The sequence below is a fragment of the Leifsonia sp. TF02-11 genome (genome assembly GCF_017565305.1).
In the GTDB taxonomy this organism is placed as follows: Bacteria; Actinomycetota; Actinomycetes; order Actinomycetales; family Microbacteriaceae; genus Leifsonia.
Genome location: NZ_JAGEKP010000010.1, coordinates 1 through 20,546, shown reverse-complemented (window position 1 = coordinate 20,546; position 20,546 = coordinate 1). Strand labels below are relative to the sequence as shown.

Genomic DNA, 20,546 nt, shown 5'->3' with positions numbered 1-20,546 from the left:
TTGGTCGTGTGGTGTCGGCGGCATGCCGTACTCTGCCCTTAACGTTCCAGAGCAGAGCATGCTCGAATCGATTCGAGTGCGCGGATCGATTCGCGTGTGATCCGCCGCGGGAACGGTGGAAAGGGGGATGAGATGCCACAGCTCCTTCCCCTGCGCCTTCTCGAAACCGTGGGGCTGCGTGCGCCGGCCGGCGCCACGCGGTCCGCGTCCGACGATGACGACGCACCCGCTCTGCCGACGCCGTCGGTGACGGCCCCGGCATCGACCGCACCGCGCGCGTCCGTGCCGGGCGACAGCTTCGTCGAACCCTCGACAGACACCGGCGGCCCCCTCGACATCGACACCCGCCTCGAGCGCACCGCGCCGCTCTCGATCATCGCTCCGCGCCGCATCGGCGAAAGCGACCTCGCGGTCTACCCGCTGTCGCTCGGCGCCAGCGTCTTCGGCTGGACGGCTGACGGCGACACCTCGCTCGCCATCCTCGACCGCTTCGCGGCGCTCGGCGGCAACTTCATCGACACGGCGGACAGCTACGTCGGCGGCCGCAGCGAGGTCCTGATCGGCAAGTGGCTGCGCGAGCGCGGCAACCGCGACGACGTCGTCGTCGCCACCAAGGTGGGCCGCCACCACGAGAACCCGGGCCTCGGATCGGTCAGCATCGTGCGTGCCGTCGAGGCCTCCCTCGAGCGTCTGCAGACCGACCGCATCGACCTGCTCTACTTCCACGACGACGACCCCGAGGTGCCGCTCGAAGACAGCCTGGCGACCGCCGAGTGGCTCATCGAGTCGGGCAAGGTCCGTTACCTCGCGGCCTCCAACTTCAGTGCAGACCGGCTGATCGAGGCGCGCATCATGGCGTCGTCCGGTCTGCCCAAGTTCGTGGCGATCCAGACCCAGTACAACCTGATGCACCGCGCCGAGTTCGAGAGCGCGCTGCGCATCGTGGCGGCGGCGCAGGGCCTCGCCGTGATGCCGTACTATGCACTGGCCAACGGCTTCCTCACCGGCAAGTACCGCTCCAAGTCCGACCTGAGCGCCGACGCGCGCAGCGTCCGGGCCTCGGCCTACGTCAACCGCAAGGGGCTGCGCGTGCTGGCCGTTCTCGACCGCATCGCCGCCGAGCATGGCGTCTCGCCGGCGAGCGTGTCCATCGCCTGGCTGCTCGCCAAGCGCACCATCGTCGCCCCGGTCGCCAGCGCGAGCCGCCCCGAGCAGGTCGACGGCCTGATGGCCGCCGCTGGAATCCGCCTCACCCGAGCCCAAATGCTCGAACTGGACCGCGTCTCCGAGTAGCCCGCGTCGCCACCGGAGGAGATTCGGCCCCAAAGGCTCCGGAACTCCTCCGTTGACCGCCGACCCCGGGCGTGTCGCGGGCGATCTCCTCCGTTGGCGACAAGCGCGGCTAACGGAGGAGTCGCGACGTCGTGGCACCCCGAAACGCAGTGAACGGAGGAGATCCGGCTCGGGATGGGCCGGATCTCCTCCGTTAGCCACGTGAGGGCCGCTCGCTGCCTCGGCCTACGCCTCCGACAGGATGCGGTCGAGCGCGCGGTGCAGGGCGGCGCCGGCGGCGATCGGGTCGCCCACGTAGCCGCCGGCCAGTGCGCCGTCGCGCGCCAGGATCAGATCGTCCGCCGCGTCGCCCGGCCGGGGATGCCCGATCTGGCGGAACAGCTCCTCGATGTGCTTGGCGTACCAGTCGCGGTGCGCGGTCACCGCGACCCGCACGGGGTGGCTCTCGTCGGCGAACTGGGCGGCGGCGTTGATGAAGGGGTCACCGCGGAAACCGGGCTGGATCGCCTCGGCGTTGATGGAGTCGACCAGGGCGCGCGCGATGGCCTTCGGGTCGCCCAGCTCGCGCTCCTGGTCGGCGAACCAGTCGCGCACCTGCCGGTCACGGCCCTCGACGTAGGCGATGATGAGCAGATCCTTGGAGCGGAAATGCTTGTAGAACGTCGCCTTGGTGACGCGGGCTCCTGCGATGATCCGGTCGACGCCGACGGTGTGGATGCCCTCCTGATAGAAGAGCTCGTCCGCTGTGGCGAGGATCTTGATCTTCGACGGCGCGGGCGGCCGGATGGTCGCTCGGGCACTTACGACCATCCGGTCGTCTCCTCTCAACACGGAGGCATTGCCTCCACTCTGGTGGTGCGAGACCCACCCGACCGGTCCTAGGGGGGACGACCGGTCAGGGTGGTGTCATCAGTATAGCAGTAGACAGACCAGTCTGTTTGTCCTCATATTCTCGATCTCCGCTTTCGGAGGGCCGCTGGCGTAGGGTGGTGGGGATGAACAGCGCAGTCGACCTCCCGCTCGGTTTGGCCGATCTCGCATTCGCGGCCTCGGGTGACGCGCTGGTCCGCCGCACGATTCTCCCGAACGGCGTGCGGATCCTCAGCGAACACGTGCCCGGTTCCCGCAGCGCCACGCTGGGCTACTGGGTCGCCGTCGGCTCCCGAGACGAGACCGAGGCCGTGCCGGGCAGCCTCGGCTCCACGCACTTCCTCGAGCACCTGCTCTTCAAGGGCACGGGCACGCGCACCGCGCTCGACATCGCCGTCTCGTTCGACTCCGTCGGCGGCGAGCACAACGCCATGACGGCCAAGGAGTACACCTGCTACTACGCCAAAGTGCAGGATCGCGACCTCCCGATGGCCGTCGAGGTCATCGGCGACATGCTCACGTCGTCGGTGCTCGACCCGACCGAGTTCGAGAACGAGCGCGGGGTCATCCTCGAAGAGCTCTCGATGGCGGAGGACGATCCCGCCGACGTGGCCAACGACCGCCTCTTCACCGCCGTACTCGGTGATCATCCGCTCGGCCGCCCGATCGGGGGCCGGCCGGAGACGATCCGCGCCGCGACGCGCGATGCCGTCTGGAGTCACTACCGGGCCAATTACCGTCCGCGCGATCTGGTCATCACCGCCGCGGGAGCCGTCGACCACGACATCCTCGTCGCCGGAGTGCAGCGTGCGCTGGATGCCGCCGGCTGGGACCGCGACGAGGAGGCGGCGCCCGTCGACCGTCGCTCGACGATCGCCGCCACCGTGCAACGCTCTGCGGGCGTCGTCACGGTGCAGCGTCCCATCGAGCAGGCCAACATCATCATCGGCCTGCCGGGGATCGTGGCGACCGACGAGCGCAGGACGACGATGAGCGTGCTCAACTCGATCCTCGGCGGCGGCATGTCGAGCAGGCTGTTCCAGGAGGTGCGCGAGAAGCGCGGCCTGGCGTATGCGGTCTACTCGTTCTCGGGTTCGTATTCCGACGCGGGCGTGTACGGCCTGTTCGCCGGCTGCGCCCCGGCGAAGGCCCGCCAGGTCGCCGAGCTGATGCTCGCCGAGCTGCACCGCCTCGCCGACGGCGGGGTCACGCCGGAGGAGCTCCGGCGCGCGGTGGGTCAGCTGTCGGGTGGCGCTGCGCTCGCCCTCGAAGACTCCGACACCCGGATGTCACGTCTCGGCCGGGCGGAGATCAGCCTGGGCGAGTTCGCGGACCTCGACGAGAGCCTTCGTCGGCTGCACCTCGTCACGGCCGACGGCGTGCAGGAGCTCGCCCGCGACCTGGCCGAGCGCCCGGTCTCCGTCTCTGCGGTCGGAGGCGTCGACGACGACGTCTTCGCCGGCCTGGTCTCCTGACCCGGCCGTCCCTCCCGTTCCATCGAAAGGTCTGTCCGGTGCCTCATTACCTCTACCTCGTGCGTCACGGCGAGCAACAGGATGCCGAGCACGGTCTCCCCGACGGTCCGCTCTCGCCGCGCGGCAAGCGTCAGGCCCAGCTCGTCGCCGACCGGCTGAGCGGGGTTCCGTTCACGGGGATGTACCACTCCCCGCTGGTGCGCGCGGAGCAGACGGCATCCATCATCGCCGAGCGCATGCCGTCGCTCGATCCGGAGCCGTCGAGCCTGCTGTTCGACTGCATCCCGTCGGGGCCGACCCCCGACATGCCGAAGGCGTTCGACTCGTTCTTCGGCTCCGTGACCGAGGCCGAGATCGAGGCGGGTCGCGCCCAGATGGAGGATGCCGTCCACGAGTTCCTGACGCCCGCGATGGGCGACAGGCACGACCTCCTCGTCACGCACAACTTCGTCATCGGCTGGTTCGTGCGGCACGTCTTCGACGCCCCGGCGTGGCGCTGGCTCGGGCTGAACCAGGCCAACTGCGGCCTCACGATCATCCGGGTGCGGTCGGCGAAGCCTCCGGTGCTCGTGGTCCACAACGACCTCGGCCACCTGCCGGTGGAGCTCCGCACGGGTCTGCCCGAGCTGCAGCCGGTGTAGTCGGACGGCGCCCCCGCGGGGCCGATTGCTCAGCGGGGCCGAATACTCAGCGGGGTCGAATACTCAGCGGAGCCGCTTGCGGAACCAGTCCGTCGCGTTCGGGTTCTCGTTGTAGGGCTGGATGCTCTCGTAGCCGTGCGAGCGGTAGAGGTTGCCTGCGGCCTCCAGGCTCACGTTCGTGTCGAGGACGACCTCGGTGGCGCCGAAGCCGCGGGCGCGGTGCTCGAGTTCGGCCAGGATCGCGCGGCCGATGCCCTGGCCGCGGTGCGCGGGAGCCACCCAGAGATGCTTGATCTCGTAGCGGACGATCTGCTCGCCGTCCTCGGTGTCGGAGAGCGGCACGCTCAGCTCGCGGACACCCCCGCAGCCGGCCTCGCCGTCATCGTACGCGAGCAGGAACACCCCGGCCGGCGGGACGAATTGGCCGGGGTCGGGGAACGTCGTGCGATACGCGCCCTGGGAGGCGGGAAAGGTCTCGGCCCGCTCGGCGAAGTAGTCGGCCAGCATCCGGTGGGCGGTCGCATCGGTGACAGAGACATCGGCAAAGGACACCATCGACCCAGCGTAACCGCGCCGTCCGCCCGTGGCGGTGCGCGGCGGTAGTGTGGTCGGGTGACTGTTCGCGTGGCCGTCGCCGGGGCGACCGGCAAGCTGGGATCCGTGGCGGTGCGTCTCATCGAGGCGGCCGACGACCTGGAGCTCGTGGCGGCTCTCGACTCGCGGTCGCCTCTCGACGCGATGCTCGGGGCCGACGTGCTCGTGGACATGACCCTCCCGCAAGTGAGCCCGGGGATCGTGGCGTTCGCCGTCGACAACGGTCTCAAGGTGCTGATCGGCACCTCCGGCTGGTCCGCCGACCGCATCCTCGAGCTGGAGCGCCGCGTCGCGGAGCACGAGGGCAGCGGAGCGGTCGTCATCCCGAACTTCTCGCTGGGTTCGGCGCTGGGCACGGCCTTCGCGACCGTCGCTGCGCGCTTCTTCGACTCCATCGAGATCATCGAGGCGCACGGAGCAGGCAAAGTCGACTCGCCCTCCGGTACGGCCGTCCGCACCGCGGAGCTCATCGGGGCCGCGCGGCTGCAGCGCGGGCCGGTCGACGCGCCGCACACCGACCAGCGGGCGCGCGGACAGCAGGTGGCGAGCGTGCCGATCCACAGCCTCCGGATGCGCGGCGTCGTCGCCGAGCAGCAGGTGATCTTCGGCGGTGCGGGGGAGACCCTCACCATCCGGCACGACACGGTCGGCTCTGAGGCGTACGAGGCGGGCATCCTGCTGGCGCTGCGTGCGGCGGCGCAGACGTCGGGGGTGGTGGTCGGCCTCGACAAGCTGATCGACCTCGGCATCGCGGAGCCGGACGGGGAACCGCCGCGCCCGACCGTTCGCGAGGTGTGAGCGGTACCGATGCGCAACCGTCTCGCAGCGCTGCTGATGGCGCTGCTTCTCCTGGTCTATCTCGTGCTGGTCGCTCAGCGCGCCGTGCTGCTGATCGCGTCGGGTTCGGGCGTCGGGATCGCGATGGGCATCGCGCTGTTCGTGCTGCCGCTCATCGCGGCCTGGGCGATCGGTCGTGAGCTGCTGTTCGGCGCCCGAACCGAGAAGCTCGTGAAACTGATGGCGGCCGAGGGCACGCTCCCCGTCGACGACCTCCCGCATCGGGCCAGTGGTCGCCCGCTGCGCGACGCGGCCGACGCCGTATTTCCCCAGTACAAGGCCGAGGTGGAGGCCGCGCCCGAGAGCTGGCGCGCCTGGTTCCGGTTGGGGCTCGCCTACGACGCGAGCGGTGACCGCCGACGCGCACGTGAAGCCTTGCGTCAGGCCATCCGGCTCTACCAGGGCGAGCAGCGGGCGGGCCGCGCTGCGCAGTAGGCGCGCAGGCTCCGAGGAGACCGCGGCTCAGGCGGCGGAGACCAGCTGCGCCATCGCATCCTGTACGGTCGCGTCCCGGAAGACGAACCCGTCGTCGAGAAGGCGCTGCGGCAGCACGCGCTGGTCGGCGAGCAGCAGTTCGCGACCCGCTTCGCCGAGCCCGAGCGAGACGGCGGCCCGCGGCAACGGGAGGCCGTAGGGCCGGTGCACCGCAGCGGTCAGCGCGCGCAGCACGTCCGCTGCCGTCGCCGGCTCGGGGCCGACGACGTTGACCGGGCCGGATAACGTCGAGGTGAGCAGGTGTGCGATCGCGGCCGCTTCGTCGCGCAGGCTGACCCAGGGCCAGTGCTGGCGCCCTCCGGCGATCGGGCCGACGAGCCCTGCTCTGGCGAGCGGCAGGAGCGGGGCCATCGCACCTCCGCGACCGATGACGACGCCGGTGCGCACCGTGACGACGCGGGTCGACTGCGGTGCGAGGTGCGCCGCCCTCTCCCAGGCGTCGACGACGTCCGAGAGGAAGCCGGTGCCCTTCGCCGAGCTCTCGGTGAGGGTCTGACCCGGACGGTCGCCGTAGTAGCCGACCGCAGAGCCGCTGACGAACACGGTAGGAGGGGAGCTCGTCTGTCGCATGCCGTCGGCCAGCGTTCCCGTCGCCTCCAGCCGGGACGCGAGGATCCGTCTGCGATGGGCGGGCGTCCAGGGCAGGCGGTTGAGCGACGCGCCGGCGAGGTTCACGACCGCATCGGCTTCGTCGAGCAGGCCGATGTCGATTATCCGCGCCGACGGCGCCCACGTGCGCTCATCCTGGCTCCGCGGCTCGCGCCGCACCAGGCGGAGGACGTCGTGGCCCTCCGCCCGGAGCCGGCGCACCAGCTCGGTGCCGATCAGGCCGGACGCACCGGCGACGAGCACCCGCATCGGTCAGGCCAGGACGGCTTCGATCGTGATCGGGATGCCGACCAGCGCCCGCGAGACCGGGCAGGTGCGCTTCGCCTCGTCGGCGAGGCGCTCGAAGTCGTCCTCGGTGAGCCCCGGCACTGTCGCCTCGACGCGGAGGTGGCTGCCGGTGATGCCCTGGGCAGGGTCGAACGTGACCGCGGCGGTGGTGCGGATGCTCTGCGGCGGGGTGCCGAAGGCGGCGAGGACGTTCGAGAACGCCATCGAGAAACACGCTGAGTGAGCGGCGCCGAGCAGCTCCTCCGGAGTGGAGGTCTCCGCCCCGCCCTCCGAGCGGGCCTTCCAGTTCACCGCGAGCGTCGCGGCGCCGGACGAATCGAGCGAGACCGTGCCGGAGCCCGACTTCAGATCACCGGTCCAGACGGTGGTGGATTCGCTGGTTACTGCCATGAGACCTCATTCTCCTTCTGCCGGCGCGCGCAGTGGCCCACAGTGGGGCGGCGGCGGTGCGACCAGACTACTGTCGGGCTCCGACAGGTCGAGGGCCGCTCGGGGGATTCCCGGTTTCGCGCAGGGTCAGGCCGGCGCCGCGGACTTCCGGATCACGCCGGCCCGCACCAGCAGGAGGTAGATCTGGCAGCCCAGGCAGTAGCCGAACACCGCATTGAGGAAGGCCGCGACGAAGGCGAGGGCGGCCGCCACCGGCAGGGCCGCCGGCACTCCGAACGCGAACACCACGAGACCGAGACCGGTGACCACCAGCCCGACTCCCTGTGCGAAGGTGGGCGGTGCGGGGTCTTCGAGCTCGGTCGGCGGAGCCAGCCGCGGCCGCACCGCGACGCGGTACAGCGCGCCGTAGGGGTGGCGCCGCACGCCGGCGAACGCGCCCCACGCGAAGAGCAGGGCGATGACCAGGAGCAACACGGCCGCGGCCGTCGTCGCGCCGATCAGGGCGAGGAAAAGGTCCGCCAGCAGCAGCACGGCGGTGATGCCGGCGCCGAATCGCGGCGAGCGCGGATCGATTCCGGCGCGCTTGTCGGCGCTGGGCGCTCCGGGGGCGGCTGACTGGTCCGGGTTCACTGACATGGTCACTCCGTGAGGATGCGGTCGAGGGCGCTGCGGACCTCGGCGGGGCGCGCGGGGCCGGAGATGCGGCCCTGGACGCGCCCTGCGCCGTCGACCAGCAGCGTGGTCGGGGTTTGGAGGACGGCGAACCTCCCGGCGAGCTCGGGGCGCACGGTGAGGTCGACATCCAGGTGCTCGACTCCGTCGCGGTCGGCCGCGATAGCGTCCAGCACCCGTGCCGTCGCGGGGCACTGCGCGCAGAACTCGGTGGAGAACTGCACGAGCGTGGCGCGCGAGCCGAGCCGCACGGCGCCGAGCTCGTCCGCCGTCAGCAGTGCATCGCCGCGGGAGGCGCGCAGTCGGCCGGAGCGCGCCTTCCACACCAGTCCCAGCCCCGTCGCCAGTGCGACGAGCGCGAGCACAGTGAGGAGAGCGGCCGCAGCGGTCATAGTAGAGGCGAGGTTACGCGCGCTCGCGCGAGCGGCGCAGTCATTGTGACCGAAGATGACGACGCCGCTGCGCCCGGAGGGAGATAGGGGCCGGGAGAGGAGGCGGGGAGTGGAGGCGGACGTGCCCGCACGGGGAGGCGGTGGCCCGGCCCGACCCGATAGCCTTGGTGGCATGGCTGCTCCCCAGAACCCCTTCGGCCAGGTGCTCGTCGCCCTGGTCACGCCCTTCACCGCCGACGGCGAGGTCGACTGGGCCGGCGTGGAGAAGCACATCGACGACGTGATCGTCGCGGGAGCCGACGGGATCGTCGTCACCGGCACGACAGGGGAGACGTCCACGCTGACCGACCCCGAGAAGCTGCGACTGGTCGAGGTCGGCAAGTCGGTCGCAGGCGGCCGGGCCAAGATCATCACCGGTGGCGGCTCGAACGAGACCGCCCACGCCATCCAGCTCTACAAGCAGAGCGAGAAGGCGGGCGCCGACGGCGTGATGATCGTCACGCCGTATTACAACAAGCCCACACAGGCGGGCGTGCTGACGCACTTCCGCATGATCGCGGACTCCACCGACCTCCCGGTCATCCTCTACGACATCCCCGGTCGCACCGGCATCCCGATCAAGTACGAGACCATCCTGCGCATCGCCAAGCACCCCAACGTGCTGGCGATCAAAGACGCAAAGGGTGACTTCAGCGAGGTCAGCCGCGTGCTCAACCAGACCGACCTGATGTACTTCTCCGGCGACGACGCCAACGTGCTCCCGCACCTGGCCATCGGCGCGACGGGCCTCATCGGTGTCACCGCCAACATCGCCGCCACACCGTACCGGCAGATCGTCGACGCGGTGAACGCGGGCGACCTGGCCACGGCGACCGCGGCCCACCAGAAGCTGGAGCCGCTGGTCCGCGCGGTGATGACCCACGTGCCCGGCACGGTCGCGGCCAAGTACATCCTGCACGGATTGGGCCGCATCTCGAGCCCGCGGGTGCGACTCCCGCTCGTCGGACCGGAGGAGTGGGAGGCCGCTCAGATCGAAGACGAGCTCGACCTCGTCCGCGACATCCCCGGTGTCGACTTCACCAACTTCCGGCCCGATCGCAACGCCGCTGCCGGCGGAGCGCTCCCCAAGATCGCCGGGACCACACGCTAGGGCCGCACGAGCGGCCGGATCCACCCCGGGCACGCGCCCGGACGCACGTCAATAACTGAAATTGGAGGGCAGATGCCCAACCTCGTCTCCGATCCGCCTGCACTCGAACCGGGAACGCTCCGGATCATCCCGACCGGCGGCCTCGGTGAGATCGGCCGCAACATGACCGTCTTCGAATACGAAGGCAAACTCCTGATCGTCGACTGCGGCGTCCTCTTCCCCGAGCAGGACCAGCCGGGCGTCGACTTGATCCTCCCCGACTTCGCGCCGGTCCGCGATCGCTTGGACGACGTGCTCGGCGTCGTGCTGACCCACGGCCACGAAGACCACATCGGCGCGGTTCCCTACCTGCTCAAGCTGCGCGCGGACATCCCGCTGATCGGCTCCGGTCTGACGCTGGCGCTGGTGGAGGCCAAGCTCAAGGAGCACCGCATCCAGCCGTACACGCTCACGGTGAAGGAGGGCCGTACGGAGCAGCTCGGCCCGTTCGAGCTGGAGTTCGTCGCGGTCAACCACTCCATTCCCGACGCGCTCGCCGTCGCCATCACGACGCCGGCGGGCACCGTGCTGCACACGGGCGACTTCAAGATGGACCAGCTGCCGCTCGACGACCGGATCACCGACCTCCGGGCGTTCGCGCGCCTGGGCGAGAAGGGGGTCGACCTGTTCATGGCCGACTCCACCAACGCCGACGTCCCCGGCTTCACCCCGCTCGAGCGGTCCATCGGGCCGGTGCTCGACACGGTGATCGCGCGCGCACCCCGTCGCGTCATCGTCGCGAGCTTCTCCAGCCACGTCCACCGCGTGCAGCAGGTCCTCGACGCCGCGGCGGCCAACGGTCGGCGGGTCGCACTGCTCGGCCGCTCGATGGTGCGCAACATGACCATCGCCGCCGAGCTCGGCTACCTCAAGGTGCCGGAGGGCGTGCTCATCGACTACAAGAAGGCCGCCGACCTCCCGGACGACGAGATCGTCTACATGTCGACGGGTTCGCAGGGTGAGCCGATGGCTGTCCTGGCGCGGATGGCCAACCTCGACCACCAGATCGAGGTCGGGCACGGCGACACCGTGATCCTGGCCTCCAGCCTGATCCCCGGCAACGAGAACGCGGTGTATCGCGTGATCGACGGGCTCACGAAGCTCGGCGCCAACGTCGTGCACAAGGGCAACGCCAAGGTGCACGTCTCCGGCCACGCCGCGGCGGGCGAGCTGCTCTACTGCTACAACATCCTCAAGCCCAAGAACGCGATGCCGGTGCACGGCGAGTACCGCCACCTCGTCGCCAACGCGCGACTGGCGATGGACACGGGCGTGCCGGAGGAGAACACGATCATCGCCGAGGACGGCTCGGTGATCGACCTCCGCGACGGCGTCGCCCGCGTCGTCGGCCAGCTCGACCTGGGCTTCGTCTACGTCGACGGGTCGAGCGTGGGCGAGATCACCGACGCCGACCTGAAGGACCGCCGGATCCTGGGCGAGGAGGGCTTCATCTCGATCATCGTGGTCGTGGAGGCCGCCAGCGGCAGGATCGTCACCGGTCCGGAGATCCACGCCCGCGGTTTTGCGGAGGACGACGCGGTGTTCGACGACGTCAAGCCCAAGATCGCGGCCGCGCTCGCCGATGCCGCCCACAACGGCGTCCGCGACTCGCACGCGCTGTCGCAGGTCGTGCGCCGCACCGTCGGCCGCTGGGTCAACACCAGCTACCGGCGCCGCCCGATGATCGTCCCGCTCGTCATCGAGGCCTGAACCTCGCGCGTAGCATGTAAGATTGAATCCGCGTGCGCCGGGGGTCGGCGCTGTGAACGAAAGGCAGCATGTGGGGGTCATGCGACGGTGGGTCTTCCCTGTCATCCGTATCGTCCTGGTCGCGGCGATCGCCGTGGCGCTGGTGAAGCTGGCGTTCTTCCCGAGCGGGGAGTCGCAGGCCGCGGATCCGGCCACGCCGACCGGTGAGCTGACCGATCCGGTCACCACCGTGGCGACCGGGACGATCGTGAACGATGTGACGGTGACCGGCTCGGTCGTCGCCGACGACGCCGTCTCCGTGCGGGCGGCTGCCGCCGGCACTGTCAACAAGATCCAGGCGACGGCCGGTCAGCAGGTCGAAGCCGGGGCCGTGCTCTTCGACATCAAGGTCGAGACGCCGCGAGACCCCGTGACCGAGACGGGTCCGGACGGCTCTCCGGTCGTCACCGAGCGCAAACCGCTCGTCCGCTACGTGGAGGTCACGGCGCCGATCGCGGGAGTGCTGAGCGGCCTTACGGTGCTCGCCGGTCAGACCGTCGCGATCGGCGACGCTGTCGGCTCGGTCGCGCCCCCGTCGTTCTCGGTCTCCGCCACGCTGCCTGCCGAGCAGCAGTACCGGCTGATCCACCGGCCGACGGAGGGGACAGTGACCGTCACGGGCGGCCCTGCGCCGTTCGTGTGCACGGGGCTGAGCATCACGACACCCCCGGCGACCGCCGCAGAGGCGGCCCCGAATTCGCCCTCCGCCCCGGGCGGCGGTGGCGGTGGAGGCGGCGGCGGTGGTGGCTCGACGACGACCGTCCGCTGCGCGGTCCCCGCCGAGGTCACGGTCTTCGCCGGTCTGAAGGCGGATGTCACGATCTCCGCCGGCCGCGCGGAGAACGTCCTCACGGTGCCCACCACAGCCGTCAAGGGCTCCGCCGAGAAGGGAATCGTCTACGTCCCGGACGCGAAGGGCGGGAGCCCGGCCGAGGTGGCGGTCACGCTCGGCCTCACGGACGGCACCTCCGTGGAGGTCACGTCCGGTCTGAAAGAGGGCGACTCCGTCCTGCAGTTCGTCCCGGGCGCCGCCACTCCGCGCGGCGGTTGCGTGCCGAGCGGCGGCGGCGGGATGATCTGCTCCGACCCCGGGCCGGCCGGCTCGTGACGACACTTCTCCGGCTGAGCGGGGTGACGAAGACCGTCCGGGTTCCGGACGCCGAACCGCTCACTATCCTGCACGGCGTCGACCTCGTGGTCGATCTCGGAGAGCGTGTCTCCGTCGTCGGCCGTTCGGGCTCCGGCAAGTCGACGCTGCTCAACATCCTCGGCCTCCTCGACGCCCCGAGCAGCGGGGTGTTCGAGTTCGAGGGGGTGCCGGTCGAGCGCATCGGCGGTCGCGCGCGTGACCTGCGCCGCGGCGCCGACATCGGCTTCGTCTTCCAGCAGTTCAACCTGTTGCCTGGTCGCACCGCGCTCGAGAACGTCATGACACCGTTGCTCTACGCGAGCGGCCGCACGTTCTGGAAGCGCAAGGCGATCGCCTCAGAGATGCTGGACAGGGTCGGGCTGGGCCACCGTCTCGACTCCGCGCCGGAGGTGCTCTCGGGAGGTGAGCAGCAGCGCGTCGCCATCGCCCGGTCGCTCGTGCGCGGGCCCCGTCTGATCCTGGCCGACGAGCCGACCGGCGCGCTCGACGTGGAGACCGGATCGAGCGTCATCGACCTCCTCGAGTCCGTCGCCGCCGAGAACGGAGCCGCGCTGGTCGTCATCACCCACGACCCGGCCGTCGCCGCGCGCTCGGTGGTGGGCTACCGGCTCGACGCGGGCCGGCTGAGCCCCGTCTCGGCAGGGGTGCCCGCGTGAACGCGCTCGCCGCGGTCTGGGGCGCGGTCGTCGAGGCCTGGCAGGAACTCCGCATCCATCGCACCCGGGTGCTGCTCTCGCTGATCGGCGTCGGGGTCGCCGTCTGTGCGCTCAGCTCGGTCGTCGGGCTCGCGAACATCGCCGAGCAGGGTATGCGCGAGAACAGCGAGCGCTACGGGGGCCGCCCTGCGCTTCTCATGGTCCAGCCGATGGGTGACAGGGTGAGCGAGGAGCGCGTGGACGCGGCCTGGGCCACGGTCCTGAAGCGCCACGACATCCGCTATTCGTCGAAGGTCGGCACCGTTTCGCTTCCCGTGCAGTTCCGTGACGGCGTGACGTCGGTGATGGCGCAGACCGTCGATCCGCCGTACGCGACCATGCACCGCACGGTCGTCCAGCAGGGGCGGTGGTTCAGCGAAACCGACGCGCAGCTGCTCGCGCCGCCGGTCATCGTGAACGAGGCGTTCTGGCGTCGGCTCGGGTCGCCCCCGCTCACGACACATCCGACGGCTGTCGTCCTGAACGGTGAGAAGAAGGTCACCGCCGTGGTCATCGGCGTCATGAAGACCCCCGAAGCGCCGGAGGACGCGACGGCGATCATCCTGAACTCGGGCGTCGACCGTCTGACCGCAGGCAGGAGCACCGACTTCGGAGCCCCCACGCGCGAGGCCTGGGTGCCGCCCGAGCTCGCGGCACCGCTGACCACCGCTCTCACCGCCGAGTTCGAGGGGGCGCTGGGCGCCGACGCCGTCAGCGTCAACCGCAACGACTATCTCGCCCACCAAGACGTCGATCCACTGCTCTACTTCAAGCTGGTGGTCGGCGGGGTCGCCGTCCTGATCCTTCTGCTTGGTGCGCTCGGACTCGTCAACATCGCCCTGGTGACCGTGCGGCACCGCATCCGCGAGATCGGAGTTCGGCGCAGCTTCGGCGCGACGAGCGCTCGCGTGTTCTTCGCCGTCATGATGGAGAGCGTCGTCGCGACCGTCGTCGCGGGGGCCGCCGGCGTCGCGCTCTCCGTGCTGATCGTGAAGAATCCGTGGGTGGAGGAGCTGCTCGGACGCGGGATGATCGCGGACATGCCCCCGTTCCCGGTCGAAGCCGCGGTGCTCGGACTGGTCGCCGCCGCGGCCGTCGGGGCGCTCGCCGGGTTGCTCCCCGCACTCGTCGCCGTGCGCGTCAAGGTGATCGACGCGATTCGGTATTGAGTCCCCGTGCGGGCGTAACCCGCCGGAAACACGCGCACGAGTAACGTGCAGCCATGAGCGCGTTCCGCATCCGATCGGCGAACGGCGATGACGCGCGCATCCTCGCCGACATGCTGGTGGAGGCCGCGAACGGCAATTCGCCGCGGGTGCGGCCGCGCGTCGCGGTTCTCGAGGACCCGCACGTGATGCGCTACATCGCCGGCTGGAAACGGCCGGGCGATTTCGGGTGCATCGCCGAGGACGCACACGGAGCCGCGGTCGGGGCTTGCTGGGCGCGGCTGTTCCCGGCCAACGCCCCGGGGAGCGGGTTCGTCGCGGTCGGCGTTCCCGAGCTCACTCTCGGTGTGAACCCGCAGTGGCGGGCGCAGGGGGTCGGGCGTGCACTGCTCCAGGAGCTCGGGCGGGTTGCGGCCGCCAGCGGTGCCGCGCGGCTGAGCCTGAGCGTCGACCGCAGGAACTTCGCCCAGCGCCTGTATGTGAGCGAGGGCTACGTGACCGTCGAGTCGCGGCTGACCGCCGACACGATGGTGCGCGCGGTTCGCTGAGCCGTTCCTCCACAGACCGCGCCCACGCGCGATTTTCCCCATTCCAGGCGCGTGCGACGGCCCCATGCCGGGGGTCGGAAGTACCGTGGAGCCTATGGCTACGAGCACCAAGTCGACCTCGCGTTCCCGGAACTCCGGGCGCGACGGCTCGAGCGCGCGCAAGCCGGCCTCCAAGACCGCTGCCCAGAAGACGGTCGCCTACCCGGCCACGGCCGACCCGCAGAGCCCGCTCGTGCGCGCCTGGATGGGGCTGGCGCACCTCACCGGCGGTCTCTTCCGAGCCCTCGGGCCCGAGAAGCTCGCCAAAGAGGAGCGCCGCGACGGCTTCCCGTTCTTCCTCGTCCTGCTGGCGATCGCCGGCGCCGTGGTCGAGTGGTTCCTGATCAACGACAAGATCGCGCGCATGCTCGATGCGTACACCTTCGGCATGCTCTTCGGACGCGTCTCGTTCGCGCTCCCCGTCGTGATGGTGGTCTTCGCGGCGTGGCTGTTCCGGCATCCCTCGTCGGTCCACGACAACACGCGCATCGGCATCGGTCTCGGGCTGCTGCTCCTGATGGTGTCGGGGCTCTGCCACCTGTTCAGCCATCACCCGTCGCCGAGCGACGGCATGGCCTCGCTCGCGCAGGCGGGCGGCGTGCTGGGCTGGCTGATCGCGGCCCCGTTGTCGTGGTTGATCACGCCCGTCGGCGCCGGCGCCGTGATCATCGTGCTGCTCATCCTCAGCCTGTTCATCATCACCAAGACTCCGCCCAACAAGCTGCCGTCGCGCATCCGCGAGCTCTACTCCTACCTGTTCGGCGCCCAGCTGCCCACCGACGAGGAGCGACAGGAGGCCAGGGAGGCCGCCAAAGAGGCGAAGACCAAGCAGGTCGAGCTCGACGGTATCGACGACGAGGGCGACACGCACGAGACCAACCTGCCGTGGTGGCGACGCAACAAGTCGCAGCGCGAAGAGGACCCCGACTACGAGGCGCCTGCCGACCTCACCGAGGTCTTCGGCACGCCGGCACGCGGCAAGGGCGAGTTCGCCACGCCGCTGGAGCCCGACCCGGCGAGCGACCACTACAACACCGAGGTGTTGGGCGAGCTCGCCAACGCCGAGACGGCCCTGCAGGCGTTCACGGGCGAGGCGCCGCCGACCGCCGCGGCCGTCCCGACCGCTCCGGCGGTCCTGCCCGGCTTCCAGGCCGGCGCCGACGACTTCGACGAGACAGTCGCTGTGGACGACTCCCCACAGCCGACCGCGCCGTACAATCTCCCGTCGGCCTCGATGCTCGCCGCAGGCACTCCGGCCAAGGTCCGCTCCAGCGCCAATGAAGAGATCGTCGCGGCGATCACCGAGGTGCTCACGCAGTTCGGCGTGGACGCCAAAGTGACCGGCTACTCCCGCGGCCCGACGGTGACCCAGTACGAGATCGAACTCGGCCCGGGCGTCAAGGTGGAGCGGGTCACCGCGCTGAGCAAGAACCTCTCGTACGCCGTGGCCAGCAACGAGGTCCGTATCCTCTCGCCGATCCCCGGCAAGAGCGCGATCGGCGTCGAGATCCCCAACAGCGACCGCGAGATCGTCTCGCTCGGCGACATCCTCCGGTCCCCGGCCGCGGCCAAGAGCACCCATCCGATGACCATCGGCGTCGGCAAAGACGTGGGCGGCGGCTTCGTCGTCGCCAACCTGGCCAAGATGCCCCACCTCCTGGTGGCGGGCTCCACCGGCTCGGGAAAGTCCAGCTTCGTCAACTCGATGATCACCAGCCTGCTGATGCGCGCCAAGCCGTCCGAGGTGCGCATGGTCCTGATCGACCCGAAGCGCGTCGAGCTCACGATCTACGGCGGTGTCCCGCATCTCATCACGCCCATCATCACGAATCCCAAGAAGGCCGCGGAGGCCCTCCAGTGGGTCGTGAAAGAGATGGACATGCGGTATGACGATCTCGCGAGCTTCGGCTTCCGCCACATCGACGACTTCAACAAGGCCGTTGTCAACAACGAGATCGTGCTTCCGGAGGGCAGCGAGCGCAAGCTCAAGCCGTACCCGTACCTGCTCGTCGTCGTCGACGAGCTGGCCGACCTGATGATGGTGGCGCCGCGCGACGTCGAGGACTCGATCGTCCGGATCACCCAGCTGGCGCGTGCCTCCGGCATCCACCTCGTGCTGGCGACGCAGCGCCCGTCGGTGGATGTCGTCACCGGGCTCATCAAGGCCAACGTCCCGTCGCGGCTGGCATTCGCGGTCACGAGCGTCACCGACTCCCGCGTCATCCTCGACCAGCCGGGCGCCGACAAACTCATCGGGCAGGGCGACGGGCTGTTCCTGCCGATGGGCGCCTCCAAGGCGCTGCGTGTGCAGGGCGCCTGGGTCAACGAGGACGAGATCCAGAAGGTCGTCGACCACGTGACCCGCCAGGCACGGCCGGAGTATCGGCAGGACGTCACCGCCAGCGCCGAGAAGAAGCAGATCGACTCCGACATCGGCGACGACCTCGAGCTCCTCCTGGCGGCCGCAGAGCTCGTCGTCTCGTCGCAGTTCGGCTCGACGTCGATGCTGCAGCGCAAGCTGCGCGTGGGCTTCGCCAAGGCGGGTCGACTGATGGATCTGCTGGAGTCGCGCGAGATCGTCGGCCCATCCGAGGGCTCGAAGGCACGTGATGTCCTCGCGACGGCCGAGCAGCTGCCGCAGGTCCTCGCGCGGCTGCGCGGGGAGGAGCCGCCGGCGCGGCCCGCCGCGCCAGCCGCTGCTCCCGGGGTGGCCGCGGGCGCGGACGACGCAGGGGACCGCTACGGAGCCGACCCTGTCGCGGAGATGACCGAGGGCTATCCTGAGGTGGACGGCGACTCGGACGAGGACGCCTGGCAGCTGACCGGCAGGGAGTGACCGCGATGTCGGTACCCGACGCGCCCCCGCCTGCCGCGGCGGGCGGAGGCGCGAAACGCGCGAGCAACTGGAACGTGCCCAATCTCATCACCGTGGTGCGCATCCTCCTGGCGCCGATCTTCGTCTGGATGCTGCTGGCCGACGGCGGTTCCGACGGCCCGTTGCGCTGGACGGCCGCCGTGCTGTTCGTGATCGCCATCGCGACCGACGGCGTGGACGGCGCCATCGCCCGCCGCAACAATCTGGTGACCGATCTCGGCAAGCTGCTCGACCCCATCGCCGACAAGGTCCTCACCGGGGGAGCCCTGGTGTCGCTGTCGATCCTGGGCGAGCTGCCGTGGTGGGTCACCATCGTGATCCTGGTGCGCGAGATCGGGATCACCGTCTACCGCTTCGTGGTCATCCGTCAGGGCGTGATCGCCGCGTCGCGCGGCGGCAAGATCAAGACCATCGTCCAGTCGGTGGCGATCTCGTTCGCGCTCTTCCCGCTGTGGACGATCTTCGGCGACTGGATCTTCTGGGTGAACGGCATCCTGATGACCGCCGCCGTGATCCTGACGGTGGTGACCGGGTTCGACTATCTCTGGCAGGCATACCGAGGAAGAAGGGCGAAGCGTGTCGGGGCCTGACGACGTCGCGGCGGCGGACCTCACCTTCCGCGTCGTCCGCGCTCTGGCCGAGCGCGGCCTGACGCTGGCCACGGCCGAGTCGCTCACCGGGGGCGGCCTCACGGCCGAACTCACGCGGGTTCCCGGCGCGTCGGCCGTCGTGGTCGGCGGCGCGATCGTCTACGCGACGGAACTCAAGAACACCCTGCTCGGGGTGGACGCCGACCTGCTCGCGCGACAAGGCCCCGTGCACCCGGAGGTCGCCTGCCAGCTCGCCGCCGGCGCCAGGACGCGCCTGGCCGTCGACGGCCGCGCGGCGGACATCGGCGTCTCAACGACCGGCGTCGCGGGCCCCGACCCCCAAGGAGGCCGAGCGGTCGGGACCGTCTACGTGGGCGTCGCGTCTGCGGACGGGGTCAGAGCCGTCGAGCTGAGCCTCTCCGGCGACCGGCAGGCCATCCGAGCCCAGACGGTCGCGCAGGCGGTGCGCGAGCTCGCCGTGGAACTCGGGATCGCGGGCAGCTGACCCCGTCCGGAGGCGTGATCCGCACCTCGCGGAGCCCAGGGAATAGCTCGTGTTGCAGTCTCGTTACAGGTGATTGCATTCACAACAAAAGCCCAGTCGTCGCGGATATCGTGACTGACATGGATGCTGTACAGTTGGCATCCATTCGATTCGTCGGCAGGGTAGAAGAAGGAGGCTCCGAAATGATTCTTGTACGTCAGGAAATCGGCGACGTGCTCAGGGACTTCCGCCTGCAGAAGGGCCGCACACTGCGCCAGGTCGCGAGCAAGGCGAGTGTCGCCCTCGGTTATCTCAGTGAGGTCGAGCGAGGCCAGAAAGAGGCTTCGAGCGAGATCCTCGCGTCGGTGGCCGACGCGCTCGAGACGCCGGTCTCGGTGATCATGCGCGAGGTCGGGGACCGCATCGCGGTGCTCGAGGGCCTCGAGCCCGTCATCCCCGACACCATCCCGGACGACTTCGTTTCCGCGCTCGACGCGAACCTCGTCGCCCGCTGATCGACCAACGACATTCCCGAGGGCGCCCCGCACGATGCGGGGCGTCACTCGTTTAAGGTGAATCCATGAAGCTCAGCGAGTTCCAGCGTGCCGTCCTCGACGAGTTCGGCTCCGGCTACGGGCAGGCGCTGCTGACCGACCTCGTCCTCGCCGAGCTGGGCGGGCGCACGGCGCAGGAGGCGCTCAGCGCCGGCATTCCGCCGCGCGAGGTGTGGATCGCGCTGTGCCGGGAGACCGGGGTGCCGCAGTCGCACTGGTACGGAGCAGGCAAGCCGGCGCCCAAGCGCTGACGCTCCGCGTCTCCCGCGGGCCGGCTCGCGCTGCGACACGCCGGTTCGAATCGCTCGAAGATATGTTCGGATCTGAGTAAACTCCTTCACAGCGGCAATCGAAAACGAGTTGTCCACGAATCCCACGGTCGGCGCCCGGAGTGTCGGCGGTCGACCATACAGTCGAACTCGTAGCGAAGCCCACGAAGGAGAACCGAAATGCCATCACCCGCAGACCGCGAGAAGGCTCTCGAAACCGCACTCGCCCAGATCGATCGTCAGTTCGGCAAGGGCTCGGTCATGCGACTGGGCAGCGACGAACGCGCCCCCGTCGAGGTCGTCCCTACCGGGTCGATCGCCCTCGATGTCGCACTGGGCATCGGCGGCCTGCCGCGTGGCCGCATCGTCGAGATCTACGGTCCGGAGTCCTCCGGTAAGACCACGCTGACGCTCCACGCCATCGCCAACGCCCAGCGGGCCGGCGGCATCGCGGCCTTCATCGACGCCGAGCACGCGCTCGACCCCGAGTACGCCCGCAAGCTCGGCGTCGACATCGACGCTCTCCTCGTGTCGCAGCCCGATACCGGTGAGCAGGCGCTCGAGATCGCCGACATGCTGGTCCGCTCCGGCTCCATCGACCTGATCGTGATCGACTCCGTCGCCGCGCTCGTGCCCCGCGCCGAGATCGAGTGTGGACAGGGTAACTCGCACGTCGTCCTCC

At 70.0% G+C, this 20,546-nt stretch carries 23 protein-coding genes; 17 read left to right on the top strand and 6 right to left on the bottom strand.

From position 1 onward, the window contains the following. Window positions 1-132: 132 nt before the first annotated feature. Window positions 133-1,293, top strand: a complete 1,161-nt coding sequence (locus tag JNB50_RS14215) for an aldo/keto reductase (protein ID WP_208040814.1) — start codon at window positions 133-135, stop codon at window positions 1,291-1,293. Between the two features lie 225 nt (window positions 1,294-1,518). On the opposite strand, the gene JNB50_RS14210 is transcribed toward JNB50_RS14215, so the two are convergent. Next, entirely contained in the window at window positions 1,519-2,103 is a 585-nt protein-coding gene (locus tag JNB50_RS14210) for a TetR/AcrR family transcriptional regulator (protein WP_208040813.1), read from the bottom strand. Between the two features lie 185 nt (window positions 2,104-2,288). On the opposite strand from JNB50_RS14210, the gene JNB50_RS14205 reads away from it, so the two are divergent. Then, window positions 2,289-3,638, top strand: coding sequence for a pitrilysin family protein (locus JNB50_RS14205; RefSeq protein WP_208040812.1), 1,350 nt, complete (start codon window positions 2,289-2,291; stop codon window positions 3,636-3,638). Window positions 3,639-3,676: 38 nt separating this feature from the next. Next, a complete protein-coding gene (locus tag JNB50_RS14200) occupies window positions 3,677-4,279 on the top strand; it encodes a histidine phosphatase family protein (protein WP_208040811.1) in 603 nt (200 codons plus the stop codon). Between the two features lie 63 nt (window positions 4,280-4,342). Here the strand turns inward: JNB50_RS14200 and JNB50_RS14195 are convergent, their stop codons facing one another. After that, complete coding sequence (locus JNB50_RS14195; RefSeq protein WP_208040810.1) at window positions 4,343-4,834, bottom strand: GNAT family N-acetyltransferase; 492 nt, start codon at window positions 4,832-4,834, stop codon at window positions 4,343-4,345. 57 nt (window positions 4,835-4,891) lie between these two features. On the opposite strand from JNB50_RS14195, the gene dapB reads away from it, so the two are divergent. Beyond that, entirely contained in the window at window positions 4,892-5,671 is a 780-nt protein-coding gene (gene dapB, locus JNB50_RS14190) for a 4-hydroxy-tetrahydrodipicolinate reductase (protein ID WP_208040809.1), read from the top strand. A gap of 9 nt (window positions 5,672-5,680) precedes the next feature. After that, window positions 5,681-6,145, top strand: a complete 465-nt coding sequence (locus JNB50_RS14185; RefSeq protein WP_208040808.1) for a tetratricopeptide repeat protein — start codon at window positions 5,681-5,683, stop codon at window positions 6,143-6,145. A 27-nt stretch (window positions 6,146-6,172) separates the two neighbouring features. Here JNB50_RS14185 and JNB50_RS14180 read toward each other — a convergent pair whose 3' ends face one another. From JNB50_RS14180 to JNB50_RS14165, 4 genes are all read right to left on the bottom strand, one after another. After that, window positions 6,173-7,063 (bottom strand): TIGR01777 family oxidoreductase, encoded by an 891-nt coding sequence (locus tag JNB50_RS14180; protein WP_208040807.1) that lies wholly within the window; start codon window positions 7,061-7,063, stop codon window positions 6,173-6,175. Between the two features lie 3 nt (window positions 7,064-7,066). Then, complete coding sequence (locus tag JNB50_RS14175) at window positions 7,067-7,492, bottom strand: OsmC family peroxiredoxin (RefSeq protein WP_208040806.1); 426 nt, start codon at window positions 7,490-7,492, stop codon at window positions 7,067-7,069. 126 nt (window positions 7,493-7,618) lie between these two features. Further along, the gene (locus JNB50_RS14170) at window positions 7,619-8,128 is read right to left on the bottom strand and encodes a DUF4395 domain-containing protein (protein ID WP_208041023.1); all 510 of its coding nucleotides are present in this window, start codon (window positions 8,126-8,128) and stop codon (window positions 7,619-7,621) included. Between the two features lie 2 nt (window positions 8,129-8,130). Next, on the bottom strand, window positions 8,131-8,556 hold the full coding sequence (locus JNB50_RS14165) for a thioredoxin family protein (protein ID WP_208040805.1): 426 nt from the start codon (window positions 8,554-8,556) through the stop codon (window positions 8,131-8,133). A gap of 172 nt (window positions 8,557-8,728) precedes the next feature. Here JNB50_RS14165 and dapA point away from each other — a divergent pair, with 172 nt between their 5' ends. The 12 genes from dapA to JNB50_RS14105 all read left to right on the top strand — a co-directional run. Continuing rightward, the gene (gene dapA, locus JNB50_RS14160; RefSeq protein WP_208040804.1) at window positions 8,729-9,706 is read left to right on the top strand and encodes a 4-hydroxy-tetrahydrodipicolinate synthase; all 978 of its coding nucleotides are present in this window, start codon (window positions 8,729-8,731) and stop codon (window positions 9,704-9,706) included. A 72-nt stretch (window positions 9,707-9,778) separates the two neighbouring features. Further along, complete coding sequence (locus JNB50_RS14155) at window positions 9,779-11,455, top strand: ribonuclease J (RefSeq protein WP_208040803.1); 1,677 nt, start codon at window positions 9,779-9,781, stop codon at window positions 11,453-11,455. A 79-nt stretch (window positions 11,456-11,534) separates the two neighbouring features. Beyond that, window positions 11,535-12,602, top strand: coding sequence for an efflux RND transporter periplasmic adaptor subunit (locus tag JNB50_RS14150; protein WP_208040802.1), 1,068 nt, complete (start codon window positions 11,535-11,537; stop codon window positions 12,600-12,602). Between the two features lie 23 nt (window positions 12,603-12,625). Further along, window positions 12,626-13,300: an ABC transporter ATP-binding protein gene (locus JNB50_RS14145; RefSeq protein WP_307794726.1), complete on the top strand. Its 675-nt coding sequence runs from the start codon at window positions 12,626-12,628 to the stop codon at window positions 13,298-13,300. Continuing rightward, a complete protein-coding gene (locus JNB50_RS14140) occupies window positions 13,297-14,508 on the top strand; it encodes an ABC transporter permease (RefSeq protein WP_208040800.1) in 1,212 nt (403 codons plus the stop codon). The genes JNB50_RS14145 and JNB50_RS14140 overlap by 4 nt, the downstream gene beginning before the upstream one ends. A 53-nt stretch (window positions 14,509-14,561) precedes the next feature. Then, window positions 14,562-15,053, top strand: coding sequence for a GNAT family N-acetyltransferase (locus JNB50_RS14135; RefSeq protein ID WP_208040799.1), 492 nt, complete (start codon window positions 14,562-14,564; stop codon window positions 15,051-15,053). Window positions 15,054-15,147: 94 nt separating this feature from the next. Next, a complete protein-coding gene (locus tag JNB50_RS14130; protein WP_208040798.1) occupies window positions 15,148-17,928 on the top strand; it encodes a DNA translocase FtsK in 2,781 nt (926 codons plus the stop codon). Between the two features lie 5 nt (window positions 17,929-17,933). Then, window positions 17,934-18,557, top strand: coding sequence for a CDP-diacylglycerol--glycerol-3-phosphate 3-phosphatidyltransferase (gene pgsA, locus JNB50_RS14125; protein ID WP_208040797.1), 624 nt, complete (start codon window positions 17,934-17,936; stop codon window positions 18,555-18,557). Further along, on the top strand, window positions 18,544-19,062 hold the full coding sequence (locus tag JNB50_RS14120) for a CinA family protein (protein WP_208040796.1): 519 nt from the start codon (window positions 18,544-18,546) through the stop codon (window positions 19,060-19,062). The genes pgsA and JNB50_RS14120 overlap by 14 nt, the downstream gene beginning before the upstream one ends. A gap of 182 nt (window positions 19,063-19,244) precedes the next feature. Then, window positions 19,245-19,556 carry a helix-turn-helix domain-containing protein gene (locus tag JNB50_RS14115; protein WP_055915450.1) on the top strand — a complete coding sequence of 104 codons (312 nt, stop codon included), beginning with the start codon at window positions 19,245-19,247 and terminating at the stop codon, window positions 19,554-19,556. A gap of 65 nt (window positions 19,557-19,621) precedes the next feature. Beyond that, window positions 19,622-19,846 carry a DUF3046 domain-containing protein gene (locus tag JNB50_RS14110; protein WP_208040795.1) on the top strand — a complete coding sequence of 75 codons (225 nt, stop codon included), beginning with the start codon at window positions 19,622-19,624 and terminating at the stop codon, window positions 19,844-19,846. Window positions 19,847-20,044: 198 nt separating this feature from the next. Continuing rightward, on the top strand, window positions 20,045-20,546 hold a 502-nt coding region (locus tag JNB50_RS14105; protein ID WP_279554648.1), incomplete at its 3' end, for an ATPase domain-containing protein.